The organism is Ereboglobus sp. PH5-5, from assembly GCF_029504805.1.
Lineage (GTDB): Bacteria > Verrucomicrobiota > Verrucomicrobiia > Opitutales > Opitutaceae > Ereboglobus.
The window spans coordinates 118,015-132,498 of the sequence record NZ_JAQFIT010000005.1 but is presented as its reverse complement, the minus strand read 5'-3'; the positions used below and the strand labels follow the sequence as shown (position 1 = coordinate 132,498).

7 protein-coding genes are annotated in these 14,484 nt (G+C 64.9%); all 7 read right to left on the bottom strand.

The window, feature by feature from the left end:
- Nucleotides 1-54: 54 nt before the first annotated feature.
- The gene (locus M2103_RS04625) at nucleotides 55-3,693 is read right to left on the bottom strand and encodes a type VI secretion protein IcmF/TssM N-terminal domain-containing protein (RefSeq protein ID WP_277509049.1); all 3,639 of its coding nucleotides are present in this window, start codon (nucleotides 3,691-3,693) and stop codon (nucleotides 55-57) included.
- A gap of 245 nt (nucleotides 3,694-3,938) precedes the next feature.
- Nucleotides 3,939-4,709 carry a DotU family type IV/VI secretion system protein gene (locus M2103_RS04620; RefSeq protein ID WP_277509047.1) on the bottom strand — a complete coding sequence of 257 codons (771 nt, stop codon included), beginning with the start codon at nucleotides 4,707-4,709 and terminating at the stop codon, nucleotides 3,939-3,941.
- A 148-nt stretch (nucleotides 4,710-4,857) separates the two neighbouring features.
- A complete protein-coding gene (gene tssK, locus M2103_RS04615; RefSeq protein WP_277509046.1) occupies nucleotides 4,858-6,225 on the bottom strand; it encodes a type VI secretion system baseplate subunit TssK in 1,368 nt (455 codons plus the stop codon).
- 177 nt (nucleotides 6,226-6,402) lie between these two features.
- Entirely contained in the window at nucleotides 6,403-7,350 is a 948-nt protein-coding gene (locus tag M2103_RS04610) for a hypothetical protein (protein WP_277509045.1), read from the bottom strand.
- Nucleotides 7,351-7,408: 58 nt separating this feature from the next.
- Nucleotides 7,409-11,740 (bottom strand): hypothetical protein, encoded by a 4,332-nt coding sequence (locus M2103_RS04605; protein WP_277509042.1) that lies wholly within the window; start codon nucleotides 11,738-11,740, stop codon nucleotides 7,409-7,411.
- A gap of 114 nt (nucleotides 11,741-11,854) precedes the next feature.
- A complete protein-coding gene (locus M2103_RS04600) occupies nucleotides 11,855-12,394 on the bottom strand; it encodes a hypothetical protein (protein ID WP_277509040.1) in 540 nt (179 codons plus the stop codon).
- Nucleotides 12,395-12,451: 57 nt separating this feature from the next.
- Nucleotides 12,452-14,419, bottom strand: coding sequence for a hypothetical protein (locus M2103_RS04595; protein WP_277509039.1), 1,968 nt, complete (start codon nucleotides 14,417-14,419; stop codon nucleotides 12,452-12,454).
- Nucleotides 14,420-14,484: the final 65 nt, after the last annotated feature.

Below are 14,484 nucleotides of genomic sequence, written 5' to 3'. Positions count from 1 at the left end.
CAAATCGACTTAAATCGATTTGGATCGATTTAAGTCGGGGCGGTCGGGAGTGTTTTAATTTAGGCCGAGGTTCGTGCGCGTCGGCCAGTCGGCGAGTTCGGGGAGTTGGTTGTCGTATTGGAATTGGAGGATCAGGAAGAGGTCCGATTGCGGGGCGCCTTCGCCAACGGTGTTGTCGCGGATGCTCACGGGGGCCTGCCAGGTCTTGCCGTCGGACTTGCGGAAGCCGGATTTCGAGATGAGGCGCAGCGTCGTCCAGGTGTCGGTGAACGCGGCTTGCGTGTCGGGGGTCGGTTTCACGTCGGCGGCGAGGAAGAGTTCGAGCGGGGGCATCGTCTCGGTGACGCGGATGGTGGCGAGCTCGGCGTCGGAGGGCGACTGGGTGCGCGCGGCGCGGCCGCTCATGCGCGCGGTGCGCCAGAGGTTGCCCGCAAAGACCGCTCCGAAATCGCTGGAGATGCCGCGCTCGGTGATGAACTTTTTCTGGTCCTCGTATTTTGCGATCTGGATTTTGACGCTGGCGGGCGCGCCGTCGGGGGCGGCCAGGGCGTTGAGGATGCCGATGATTTTATTGATGCGCTCGGTGCTGCGGTTGACCGTGGCGCGCGCGGCGCTGGGGCCTCGGGAGTCGGCCAGGTCGGCGCGGGCGGCCTTGATGAAGTCCACGTTTTTCTTGAGGGTGTCGGTCGTGGTGATGATGTCGGTGGCGTCGAGGAGGATCGGGAAGCCGACATTTTTGCGGAGGTAGCCGGCGATGGTGTCGTGGTGGAGTTTGAAGAGGTCGAGTTCGCGGGCCTGATTGCCGGCGCGCGCGACCTGGCGGACGGTGTTGCGGAAATCGGACATGAGCGCCTGGTTGTATTTCGAGCCTTCGGCGTCAATGGCGGCGGCGATGGCGGCGGCTTGTTCGATGTGCCTGCCGAGTTCGCCGACGAGGGTGTCGGCGGTCGAGGGCGCGAGCGTGAAGAGGTCCATGCCGCGGTTGTAAGCGGCGAACCGGATTTCGTAGAGGGGGCGCTTTTCGTTGATATCGAGGTAGTTTTTATCGAGCAGGGCGAGGTCCTCGGGTTTGGTGTCGCCGAAGACGGCGCGGGTTTCGGCGAGTGTGACTTGCTCCATCTGGTCGAGGCGCGCGGTGATTTCCTGCAACATGGGGAACTCGGGCGTGAAGCTGGTCTTCATTTTTTTGGCGAGATCCTCGGCGGTGGGGCCGGCTTTTTCAGTGACGGAGCCGACGAGCTCGCCGATCGCGCCGGTGGCGTTGGCCTTGGTGGCGAGGGTGCCGAGGTCGGGCTTGGTGAACTTGTTGACGACTTCGCGGATGGCCTTGCTGCCGGCCTCGTTTTGCGCGCGGGCTTTTTGGACGATTTCTCCATAGGCGGTGGCTAGGGCGGGTGAGGCGTCCTTGGCGAAGATGCCGTTGGAGCGGCCTTGTTCGATGGCGCCGTCGAGCGCGGTTTTGGCGGCTTCGAGAGCGGTGAAGGTGCGTCGAGCCTCCGCGAGCCAGCCGGCGATGTTGCTGTCGCGCGAGGCGTAGAGCTGGTAATCTTTTTCACCGGAAGCGAACGCGTTCACTGCGTCGCGGATTTTGGCGAGGTTGGTGATGTCGGTTTTTTGGGTTGCCGCGCCCGCGCCCTGGGCCTTGGCAAAGGCGAGCCAGGCCTTGGCGATGGGGGTGTTTTCGCGGAAGGAGATGCCGGCGGAGTAGGTGACGTTGGGCCATTTGTTGTAGCCGGAGCCGCCGCGTTCGTAGTAGGTGGCGTCGAAGGCGCCGTTGAGGTCGGCGGGGATTTTGCCGTCGGGTGTCCAGAGGCCGATGAGGGGTGTGAGGAATGCGCCGGGAGCGAACTCGACGGTCTGGCCGGGGAGCATGGGGTAGTGGATGATGCCTTCCATTTGGATGAGTGTGGCGAGGGCGGAGGTGTCGCGGGCGGTCCAGGTGGCGACGGCGTCCTCGCTGGCGATGCGGGTGCGCGCGGCGGCGATGGCGGGGCGCATGACGCTGCTTTCAAAGAGGACGCGCTGGGCCTCGCGGCGTCCGGCGTTGGTGGTGGTGCCGAAGATGTCGAGGGGCTTGAAGACGAGCGGCACGGAGAGGTCGCGGGTGACGAGGAATTGCAGGCGGGCGTGGAATTCGTGGAGCGGGATTTGCTCGGAGCCCACGCGCACGGGGTTGTCGCCGTTGTATTTGTATTTTTCGGCGCCGCGGAATTCGGGGGTGACGATGGGGTTCCAAGTGTGGTCCTTGGTCCAGTCGGCGGCGGCGGCTTTCCAGTAGGCGGATTCGGCGCCGACGCTGTCGCGCACGGAGAAGTAACCCCAGATGGAGAGGGTGAGCGTGAGAGCGAGGCCGGCGACGGCGGTGCCGCCGAGGATGAGCTGGCGGCGCTTGAGTTGCTTGCGCGTGTTGGAGGCGCGGGTGACGAGGCCTTTTTCCTTGAAGATTTTTTGGATGAAGAGGTCGCGGAGGAAGAAGGAGCGTTCGCGCTCGAAGAGTTTGCCCTCGGGGAGCGAGTCGGGGGTGACGCCGAGGGTTTGGGCGAGTTCGAGGTCGAGCGCCTTGCCTTCGGTGAGCGCGGAGGTGAAGTAGATGCCGCGCAGGAAGAGCGGCTTGGCGGACCATTCGCCGGTGACGAAAACGGTCTCGAGGTAGCGGCGGAGGCGCGGCGCGAGCGACTGGATGGAGTTGGGCAGGGCGAAGAGCGAATCGACTTCGTCGGCGCGGCGTTCGCTGGGATCGGTGGCGACGGGGTCGGCTAGGAGGCCGAGGCGGCGGCGGGCGATTTTTTGCGCGATGGTGTTGAGGTATTCGTCAACGTGCTCGGGCTTGAAGGGGGTGTCGAGCGGGTCGGGGTTGGACCAGCCGGTCATTTGGTGCTGGAGGTGCGGGTCCTTCATGTCGGAGAAGAACTCGCGGAAGCCGTTCAGGAGGTCGCACTTTGTCACGAGGATGAAGACGGGGAAGCGGACGTCGAGGGTGCGTTGGATGCGGTCGAGTTGCTCGCAGATTTTGCCTGCTTTTTTGGCGATGTCGTCGGCGTTGTCCTTGAGGAGCGAGTCGGCGGGGATGACGAGGACGAGGCCGTTGATGGGGCAGTTGGGGCGGGACTTGGTGAGGAGGTTGAGGAACTCGGTCCACTCGGTGGTGGTGCCCGGGGGCGCTTCCTGGAAGAGGAGCTTGCCGGCGGTGTCGAGGAGGATGGCGTGGTTGGTGAACCACCAGTGCATGTTGATGGTGCCGCCGGCGCCTTGCATTTCGTCCTGGAGGCCGGGGGGGAAGCCGACGTTGGAGCGGCGCACGGCCTCGGTTTTGCCGGAGCCGGGTTCGCCGACGACCATATACCAGGGGAGGGTGTAGATGTCTTTTCCGGCGGCGCGGAATTTGGCGATGCCCTTCTGGAAGTTTTCGCGAAGGGCGTCGAGCTGGGCGCGGCGGGCGGCCTCGGAGATGCCGGCGTTGCCGGAGGAGTTGTCGGCGAGTTGCGCGGCGAGGCGTTTTTCGGCCTTCGATTTTTTCGCGCGGCGCACGGCGTCGAAGACAAAGAGCAAGCTGCCGACAACGAGCAGGCCGATGGCGAAGACGGTGTAGATGGCGCGGTCGGCAAAGAGGACCGAGCCGGCGATGCCGGTGCCCGCGAGGAGCATGGCGACGTAGCGCAGGTTGTCAGAAATGCTGTTAAAGAGGTCTTTCATGGCGTGGTGAGGGTGGTGCTGGTGTTTGTTTGTGAAAGGGAACGGTTAAAGGCGGGGAGAGCGGGAAAATTCCAAATTCCGAAATCCCAAATCCCAAAAAAATCTCAAATTCCAAATTCCAAAGAGCGAGGCTGTGCCTCGTCACACGGGCTGGCAGCCCGTGGCACAGAGGCAGACTTGGCAGTCTGCGCTACGAATGGCGGGCGGATGCTTTTTTGAGATTTGGTCATTTGAGATTTTGGAATTTATTTGGAATTTGGGTTTTGAGTATTGGAATTTGCCGCGCCTTGCGCGGCCGAGGCATTTTCGTGGGCGCGGATTTCGTCAACGGATTGGGTGAGTTCGCTGGAGGCGGTTTTGAAGAGGACGATGTTGGCGGCGATGACCACGACGATGAGCGTGACGAGGCAGATGAGCATCGGGATGAGCGTGGAGCCCATCGGGAGCGGGAGGTTGACGGTGTTGGTGCTCTTGTAGGCGTCGGGCGAGATGAGGCCGGATTCGTCGGTGTCGAGGTAGGGGCGGATGCGGGGGAGGATTTCCTTTTGCTTTTTGCGCAGGTATTCGTCCTGGCCCATATACCAGCCGCTGAATCCGAGGCCGAGGCAGATGTAATAAATGACAAGCCGCTCGACCGCGCCTTCCTTGGTGTCGGCGAGGGTTTCGTCGAGCATGTCGAAGAACTTTTCGTCGCCGGCGAGTTCGTTGCGCTCGTAGGCGAGGCGTTTTTTGTTCCACTCGGCGGAGTAGGGGAGCTTCGCCTCGGCGATCATGAAGTCCACGAAGAAGACGAGCGCGAGCTCGACTTTCTCGTAGTTGAGGTTGAGGCGGACGTCCTTGCGCGCGCGCTCGGCCATGTTGGCGAAGATGCCCTTGATTTCGGAATATGTGATGGCGTATTCACCCGCGGGCGCCTTGCGTCCGATGCGGTTGAGCCGGCAGATTTCCTGAAAGAGCGGATCGCAGAGTTCGTGAAGCGTGGGAACGGGTGCGGGTTTGGTGTCGAGTGGATTCATGGTAGGCGGTGAGTGTGAGAGAAGACGGGAGATTTTATTTTCGATTTTCGATTTTCGATTTTTGATTGGGAGCTGCCGCTCCGTTTTGATTTCGCTGCCACGCGGTAGCGCGCAATCGAAAATCGAGAATCGAAAATCGAAAATTTCTTCAATCGGCGAGTGTCATGTAGAGTGCCACTTGGAAGTCGGATTTTTCCTGGTCGGGCCAGCGCAGGACGGCGACTTTTTCGGTTTGGAGTTGCTGCCAGATGCGCGCGCTTTCGGCGCGGTTGAGGCGGTAGAAACTCAGGCCGCCAATCGCGGGGAGCTGCATCGGGGGGAAGCGCTCCTCCTTGAGCTCGACGCCGCGCACGGCGCGGTTGGCCATGCTCTTGGGCATGAGTTTGAAGCGGTTGCCGTCCTCGATCATCGGGGCGATCTGGCGCGGGTCCTCGCCCGACTTGATGGCGAGGTAGTATTCGACGGGGCGCGTGAAATGCTCCTCGGTGAGCGTGGCTTCGAGGCCGTCGGGCGTGGTGGTGAAGTCAACCTTGAGGAAGGAGGCCGCAACCGCGCCGCGCAGGAGGGCGCGGATTTTGGTGCTGAGCTGGTCGAAGCCGTTGAAGAGGTTTTCGTGGTTGTAGGGCGGGATTTCGTAATCGTCCTTGTCGGGGTGCAGGCCGCAGAGCTCGGCGTGGAGCGAGCGGAGTTCGAGATACCAGTCGAAGGGCGTGATGCTGGCGGCGGTGAGCAGCGTGGTGAGGCGCGCGCTGTAATGGTTGAGCGTGCGCAGGCGGAGGACTTGCTCGATTTGCGCGCCGCGGAGGGTGTCCATCGCGAAGCCGCCGCGGTTGATCTGGATGACGAGTTCGGTGCGCGAGGCCTCGACCTGGTTGACGAGGTCGCGCACGATGTTGTGAAGCGTGGCGGAGCCGGTGAGGAAGAGGCAGGGCGAGGCGTATTCGGGGTCGAGCTTGGGCTGGCCGAGTTGCTCGCCGACGCCGCGCACGAGGCGGAGCACGGGGATGAGCTCGAGGTCGGACTTGTCCTCGTCGTCGGTGACGAAGCGGGCGTTGAGGCGGCGGATGAGGAGGGGCTTGGAGTTGTCGCCGGTGTTTTCGTCGGCGAGTGTTTTTTCCTCGACGCGGTAGATGATCTTGGCGGTGGCGTCGGGTTGCTCGGAGGGCGACTCGCCGCCGGAGTTGGCGCGGCCTTCCTTCCAGAGCGGCACGCCGAGGTAGATGTTAAAGACGGCGCCGCTGCCGGCGAAGAGGGGTTTCAGGTCGATGGAGGGCAGCTCGGCGTTTTCGGGGTAGTTGACTTCGAGGCCGCTGGGCATGACGGCGTGGAGTTTGTCGAAGCGGACGCGGAAGTTGGCGAGGTCGTCGAGCGAGAGTTTCGATTCGATGATGCCGTAGGGATGCGACCACGAGAGGCGCCGGTCGGATTGGTTCTGCGCGAGCACGCCGTGCTGGAGGCGCTGGAGGTGGTGCGGTTGAAGAAAAAGGCCTTCGTGCCAATGGATGTTGAGAGACATGGTGGTGGGATGGGGAGTGTGGTTGTTGGTGGTTGTTTGGTTGCTGGTTAAAGTGCGGGACTTAATTTTGGATTTTCGATTCTCGATTTTCGATTGGGAGCTACCGCTCCGTTTTCAATTTCGGTGCCGCGCGGTAGCGCGCAATCGAAAATCGAGAATCGAAAATCGAAAATTCTACTACCGGTTTTGTCCTTTCATAAGTTCCTCGGCGTATTTGGCGACGGCGTCCATCATGTCGGTTTGGATGGTGTCCTCGCTGATTTCCTGGGCGAGTTCGGTGTATTTTTTCCAGTTGCGGGCGTCGGCGTTGCCGAAGACGGAGGCGCCTTCGAGCTTGACCATGTCGCGGATGGCCTCGGGCGAGTAGCGCGACTGGAAGCGGCGCGTGAAGTTCTTGCCCGCGGGGCCGATGGCGGCGATGAGGCCGGCGATGAGCTGGCGGTTTTTTTCAAGCTGGCCGGCGATTTGCGCGGCGGAAACCTCGGGGTCGCCGGTCGTGGAGCGGCGGAGCGCGGTGCGCAGATCGCCGGCGGAGCCGTCGCGGCGGATGGTGGATTTCGGCGAGAGGCCTTTCCAGACGTTCCACGCGAGCTGGTCGGTCATGATGGCGAACTCGGCGAGCGCGGCGTAGAGTTTGCCGAGGCGCGAGCCGTCGATTTTGTCGGAGGGCGGGATTTTCAGCTTGTCCACGATGTCGGCGGTGGAGCTGCCGTCGATCGAGTCGCCGGAGACGCGCACGAAGCCGGCGTCGGCGAGGCGGGCCTTGATCGTTTCGCGTTGCTCAAGGGAAAACTTCGGCAGCGTTTTGAGGAAGAGCGCCCAGACTTCGTCGGGGGTGCGTTCCTCGCTGGCGGCCTTGGTGGCGACGGCGGGCGCGGAGGAGAGCGATTCCCATGTGGGGAACTTTTCCGCGAGCGTGTCGAGGTAGAGCTGGCGTTTGCCGAGCGGAACGGGGTCGAGGAGTTTTTTGAGTTCGTCCTCGAGGAACGCCTCGCGGCTCTCGGCGGGATCGTCGGCGAAGTTGGCTTGCAGGTAGCGCAGGCGCGTGGCGGCGGCGGCGGCCCAGGCGGGCGCGTCGGTGAGGGGCTGCGAGTTTGAGGGGGCGGTGGAGGTGGGTGTTGTCATAAAAAATGGCGGGAGGTTGGCGGCGACGTAATTCGATTTAAGTCGATTTAAGTCGGTTCTATTGTTGTTGGCGAACGTAGGGTTGTTTGCGGAGGAGCATCATGAGCTGGCCGCGGATGATCATGGATTTGGAGGCGTCGAAGGCGGGGCGGATGCCGACGTCGGCGTAGCCTTCGCTTTCGGCGGGGAGCGGGTAGGTTTTTTTCGGGTCGATGGTGGCGGGCGAAATGGCGGAGCCGCCGGCCACGGAATAAGCGCCGCCCGCGGCGGCGAGGGGATCGTGAAGCAGGATCGCCACGTTGCCGAAGAGGTGCGCGAAGCCGGTTTCGTTTTGCGCGGAGGCGGCGTTGACGTCGGAGAACCAGAGCGCGCCGTCGTTTTGCTCCGGGGCGTAGGCCGGGGCCGTGGAATGGGTTTGCACGGTCGGGGAGGGCGCGCCGGGCGGCGCGTAGGCGCCGGAGTCGGGCCAGGGGAACTCGAAGAGCGCGCCGTTTTTCACGAGGTGGTCGCGCTGGGCGAGCCAGGTGGCGTCGGTGAAGTTTGCGCCGGGGGCGTCGGGGCGCGCGAGTTTTTTGGCGAAGAGCTCGACGATGCCGGACCATTCCTCGGTGGTGGGGAGGCGCGCACCGAGTATCCGTTCCGTGAATACACGGGCGGCGGCGGGCGGGAGGTTTTGCATCGGTGCGTTGGGGGTCGGCGGCGAGGGAGGCGTGATGCCGGGCGCGTAGTAGGGTTCGGGCCAGCGCGGGTCGAGGAACGCCTGCCAGCGGGTGTTGAGCGACATGCGCGAGTCGTTGAGGCGCGTGGCGGTGGTGCGGCGCTGGGCGAGCACGCGCCAGGGTTGCGGGCCGGGGCGGAAGTCGGTGTCGATGCCGCCGGAGACGTCGCCGATCCACGCGGGCATGGCGTCGATCACGGCGCGGCCCTCGGGGCGGCCTTCGATGAGCGCGATGAACTCGCCAACGGATACCGACGTCGTGGACAGGAAGAATGGAACGCCGGCCTCGGGTTCGACGAGGAGGTATTTCTGGATGTGCGCGTTGCCGCGCAGGTCGGTCCAGCGGTAGGTGGCGGCGCGCATGTCGTCGGAAAACTCGCCCGCCCAGCCGATGCGTCCGGGGCCGATGTCGGCGGGCGTTGTTTTTTCGCCGGTGGGTTCGAGATTGATGTTTTGCGCCTCGCCAACAAAGGCGGAGAGTTCGGCGCGCGCGGTGACTTCGGGAATGGCGCGGGCGTTGGTGACAAATGTGTTTCGCTGGTCGCGGGCGTCGGTTTCGGTGAGGCGCGCCCAGCGGGTTTGCTTGGCTTGCGCGAGGAGGTAGTCGAAGCGGTCGAGGCCGGTGAGGTCATCGGGTTTGACGCCAAAGGCGTCCATGCGCGCGATGACGTCGGGCGTGTGCTCGACGGGGATTTGCGCGTAGCCGCGACGCCAGCGTTTGGGCGCGGCGGCGGTGATGAGCGCGAGGCGTTTGGCTTTTAGTTCGGCCAGGAGCGCTTCCGCCTTTTGTTTTTCATCCGTTGCGGAATCGCCGGGCGGTGTCGAGAAGGCCGGTGATTTTTCGATGTGCTCAACCAGGCCTTTTTCCAAGGTTATTTCAGTGTCGAGTTCCTCAACGCTCACCGGCCAGTCGGGAAGCGCGTCAAGGCGCCGCCATGCCGAGAGGGGGACGCTGAGCGAGGCGGGCGATGCCGCGGTTTGCGCAAGCGTGGCGCGGTCGGTTTCGGTTTGGAGGGATTGAATCAGCCTGCACTCCGCGAATATTTTCGAGGGGCTGCCCTCGGCGGTTACCGCGGTGGCCGCGACATTTGCCGAGGCGCGCGCAAAGTTGTCGCCGAGGGTTTGGTCGGTCGCGCCGATTTTTTCATTCCATGCGTAACCTTGGTTTAGCGCGGATTGGAGGTCCTGGAGTTCGTGGGCGAGTTTGGTCGCCGCCTCGCGCCATGCAGCGAGGGTTTCCGTGTTGCCGCGAACGGCGGTTGTGGCGGCAAATTCGGCAAGCGTTTGGGCGGGTGTGCCGTTTGCCGTCCATTGTGTTTCGGCGAGCAGCTTTGTGAACAGCTCTTCTTTTTGCGCCGCATCGGCCGCGTTTGTTTGGGCGGTGATCGCAGAATCCGTTTTAACCAGATCGGGCGGTTTCACGCCGCCGGCGACTTGGGGGCCGTCGAGGCCGGAGAGGAATTCGCGGGTTTGGCGAACGCGGGTGCGGAGGTCGCGGAAGGCGTTTTCGTTGGCGGCGAGGCGGTCGGCGGTGATGTCGGTGAGGAGCGCGTCGCGACGGCGCGCCCACTCGGCGTTGAGGACGGCGCTGGGGCCGACGTTGGCGGCACGCACGCGGGCGAGCCATTCGACGGGGTTGGGGTGGAGTTCGTCGAGCGCGATGGCGATTTGCGCGGCGAGCGCGGTGTAGCGGTTTTGCAGGGTCGCGGTTTTTTCGCGCGCGACGGGGATGTCTTTTTTGAGGACTTGCTCGGCGCGCAAGGCGTTGAGGTCGGCGGTGAGCGCGGTTTGCTCGCGGGTGAGCGGCGCGGAAACTTCGGTGCCGCCGCCGAGGCTGGCTTCCTCGTTGGTCAGGTTGCGAAGGGCGGTGGCCGCGGCGGTGACGGCGGTGTCGAGCGCGGGCGCGCGGCGCGGGTCCTCGTCGGGCGTGACGATGTAGTAGTCGCGGATTTCGGCGTCCCAGCGGGCGAGGGTTTCGTCGGTTGCGGGGCCGGTGTGGTTGCGCACAAAGCTTTCGGCAAGCCAGCGTTTTTGGCCGATGCCGCCGGCCCAATCGCCGCGGACGAAGGCGACGCGGGTGTCGAGCGCGGGGGCGGTTTCGGCGAGTTTGGCGGGGAGTTCGGCGAGCGGCGCGGCGGCTGCGGCGGTGATTTCGCGCGGGCGCAGGCCTTTGAGGACGGGGTCGTTGGTTGCGTCGAGGGTGTCGAGTTTTTGGGCGGTGGCGGCCCAGGCGCGCTCGGCGGCGGCGGCGGTTTCGAGGGTGTTGAGGCGGCGGGTGATGTTGGCGGGGAGGCGTCCGGAGTTGATGGAGGGGAGGTTGGTGAACTCGGGCGCGCGGAGCTCTTCGGCGGCGGCGGCGAGGCCGAGTTTTTCAAAGCGTTCCGCGGTTTGCGCGAGGGTGTTCGCGCCGGGCCACTCGACGAAGCTGGCGGCGAGTTTTTCGAGCGTGGCGTGGGCTTGCTTGACGCGGCGGACGACGAGGCCTCGCTTGGCGGATTCGGGCGGGTTGGCGCGGAGGTTTTCGAGGTTGCGGTTGTCCTCGGTGAGGACGCGCGGGTCGAGCGCGGCGCGGGCTTCGGGGGTGATGTGGACGAGGACGTTTTCGCGGAGCCAGGTGTCGGCGCCCCATCGGGGGGCGTTTCTGGCGTTGCCGGCTTCGGCGCAGAGGGAGCCGAACCAGTCATACCAGATGTCGCAGAGTTGGGCGAACTCGGGCGGGACTTCCTCGACGTCGGGCGGGAGGTTGCCGAGTTTGATTGCGAATTCTTGCAGGGACTCGGGAATTTTTTCGAAGGGGGCGAAGCGCAGCGCGGCGAAGGGGGACGAGAGGACGAGGAGCGCGGCGACGGGGATGAGGATTTTGGTGCGGGTGCGCATGCCGCGTCCGCCGAGCTTGGCGAAGCGGCGTTGCAGTTCGTCGAGCGTGGCGGTGTCGGGCGCGGGGTGCGGGTCGAGGAGGTAGTTGCAGAAGTCGAGCCAGGCGCGTTTGTGTTTGCCGAGGGAGGTCCACTCGGGGCCGTCCTCGATGGGCCAGCCGGTGTGCTGGCGGCGGCGGATGAGCGTGGCGATGAGCGTGCCGAGCGCGCGGTTGTCGGCGACGCGGGCTTGCTGCGTGGTGACGCCGGAGAGGGGCGCGGGTTCGGTGAGGAGGACGGGGGATTTGCGAAGCGGGCCGTTGCCGCCGATGAAAATGTTTCCGGCGGTGAGCGCGCCGTGGGGGCGGCCCGCGGCGGCGTCGAGCGCGACGAGGGCGTCGATCACGCCGCGTGTGAAGGCGTGGATGGCGCGCAGGTCGAGTTCGAGGCGCGCGTCGATGATGCGGGCGAGCGTGCGCGGATAATAATCGGTGACGAGGTAGGCGGCGGTGACGGCGGGGTTGTCGATGCCGCGGATTTTCGGGGGCGCCTTGACGAGGCCGGTGGCGCGGACGGCGACCCAGCGTCCGGGGGCCTTGGCGTGCGCGGCTTGTTGCGCCTCGATTGCGGACTGGAAGGCGGTGAAGAGCGCGGCGCGGCGGGGGCCGGGCGGCTGGTCGGTGGCGTAGGTTTTGAAGGCGAGCCCCTGGGGTTTGTCAGGGACTCCGGAGGAGGCGGCAAAATGCACGGTGGCGCTCGCGGTGCTGGAGATTTCAGCACCAAGCGTGTAGCCGTTGATGGTTTTGCCGGGGGGCATCAGAGAATAGGACGGATAAGACCGATAGGGCGGATTGGGGAGCTACCGCTCCGAGACGCGAAGATGGAGCGGTAGCTCCCAATCCAAAATCGAGAATCGAAAATCGAAAATTTATTAGAAGAGCTTGAAGCCTTTCTTTTCCGTGGCCGGCGGGGTGAGGACGCGGAGGCCGCTTTCCTGAACGAGGATTTCGAGGGGGGCTTTTTTGTCCTTCTTCCACGCCTTGGCGTCGAGGGAGAGGATGAGGCGGCGCGGGTCGGCGGCTCCGCCACGGTCGGCGGCGATGCCGGGGAGGTCGGCGATGATGACGACGTTGCTCGCGCCCTGGTCGAGCCAGCGTTTCCATTTGGCGTCGGTCGAGGGGACGGTTTGCGCGGCGGGTTTGCCGCGGCCGTAGTCGAGCGTGATGCGGTCGGTGTCACGACGGGTGGCGTTGCCGGGCTGCCAGTAGTCGGTGACCGAATACGACTGCCACTTGGGAAGGTCGGAGACGGCGTTTGCGCCGATGATGTCGATTTGCATCGAGGTGTTTTCGAGCGATTTGTCCACGGTGATTTTTATCTCGTGGGCAACGGGTTTCGGCGTGCTGCCGCAACCGGCGATGAAGAGCGCGGTGAGCGCCGCGATGATGGATAGGATGCTTTTGGTATTCATTGATGGATGTGGTGGAAATGCGGAATGGTTGTTCGACTTAAATCGATTCAAGTCGACTTAAGTCGTGGGGATTTTTCTGATGACGCGGGCGACTTCGCGGTTGCTGGTCCAGTCGCTGATGATGAGGCCGCGGGTGCGGAGGAGGAGGTTGCCGAGGTCGCGCAGGGGGGCGTCGAGGGCTTTTTCCAGGTTGAAGGGCGAGGCGTCGCCGTAGTCTTTGCAATAGCTGTCGGGGCCGGCGCCGGGGATGAGGCGGGCGAGTGTGCCGATGATGTGCCACCAGAGGTCGGGCGGCACCCAGTCGGCGGCGTCCTCGGCGGTGACGCCGTCGTAGGCGAGGCGGTGCGGGCCGAGCGCGGCGCGGATGCGCGGGTCGGCCTCGGCGACTTGGACGGCGCGCGCGGCGAAGGGTTCGAGCACGGTGTCGGGCGCGGCGGGTTTGGTGGCTTCCTGGCCGAGCTTGCGGGCGTAGCCGATGAGGTCGTCGGTGGCGACGCCGAGCGTGTTGCCGGAGTTGACGAGGAGGAGGAGCGCGCCGAGCACGGCGAGCGAGTAGAGGTCGGCGGGCGCGCTGAGGAGGGGAATCGTCTCGAAGGGCGTGTCGGGAAACACGGCGCCTTCGGTGTTGCGGAGCATTTCGTTGATTTCGGGCGGGAGGTCCTGGGGGATGGTGCGGAAACGGGCTTCGCCGGCGGCGAGTCCCTCGGCGGTGTCGAGGCGGGCGAAGAGGTCGGGCGCGATGTTGGGGAGCGGGAGGCGGAGCCAGAGGATGTCGGACGCGGAGTGGCCGACGCGGTCGGGCGTGACGAGCGTGCCTTCGACGCAGATGCGGTCGCCGGTGTCGGTGTAAACGCGGCGGATGCGCACGTCGCCAAAGCCGCGAATGGACTGCGTCATGTGCGCGGGGCGATAGACGGAGGCGGAGGGTTGTTCGAGGGCGATGAAGTAGCGGACATCGGCCGTCTTGATGGGGAGCGCCATGGACTGGCCGGCGCGGACGGGGACGAGGCGCGCGGTCCAGAGCGCGGGGAGCGTGGTGTCGGGCGCGTCGAGCGCGACGCGGAAGGAGTCGGCGGAGAGGTTGAGGTAGGGGAGCTGGCGTTGCTTGATGGCGGCGCGGGCGTGGTGAAGCGCCTGGTGAAGGAGCGAGAGTTTGAGGTGGAGCGATTCGATGAAGCGCCCGCAGCGGCCACCGGCGGTGGAGAAGAGGTGGAGGCCGTGTTGCTGGGCGGCGTCCCAATCGGAGAGGGCGCGGAGCGGGGCGTCGAGCGGATAGGTTTCGCGCGCGCTGGCGTTGCCTTTCCAGGGGCGTCCGCCGAGGAAGGCGGCGTAGTCGTCGAGCGCGATCGGGGCGAGGCGTCGGAGAAATGTTAAACCGCTTTCGGGGTTTAGGGGATGTAGTTTTTGGGGGAGTGCGTGGAGTTTGGCGCTGTGGGTGTTCAGTTGCTCGGATGTGAGGGGCGCGGGGATGAATTGCGGTTTGCCGTCGGGGGCGGTGGCGCGCCAGTGGCGGGCGGTGGTGCTGGAAAAGGCGGGGAGCCCGGCGGCGAGGAGTTCGGCGTCGTCGGTGGCGAGAGTGTAGGGTTGGTTCTCGGGCGTGGCGGGATGCCAGGGGGCGAGGGCGTCGAGGTCGATGCAGGCGGGGCGGGGGTGTTGTTGCTCGAAGCCGGTTTGGATGCACGCGGCGGGGTCGGCCTCGATGAAGGTGCGCGTCATCACATCCCAGCGGGCGTCGAGCATGGCGTTGGTGAGGGGATCGTTGCCGGCGATGGTTTTGTATTCGGCGGCGGCGAGGGGCGCGACGGTTTGTATCCAGATTTCAAGCCATTCGCGGTGCCGGCCGGTGGCGTCGAGGACGGCGCCGAGGTAGACGCGGGCGTCGAGCGTGGAGCGCAGGAGCACGAAGGGGCAGGAGGGCGTGGTCGTGCTTGGGGGTGGGTTTTGGTTGACGACGATGCAGACGCGCAACGGCTGCCCGGCGCTCGCGGCGTCGATGGGAACAAAAACGTGGTTGGGAGGGAGCATGAGGGAAAGGGCTGAAGGACTGAAAGGCTGAATGGCTGAGGTTCAGGGTTTGGTGCGTGGCGCGG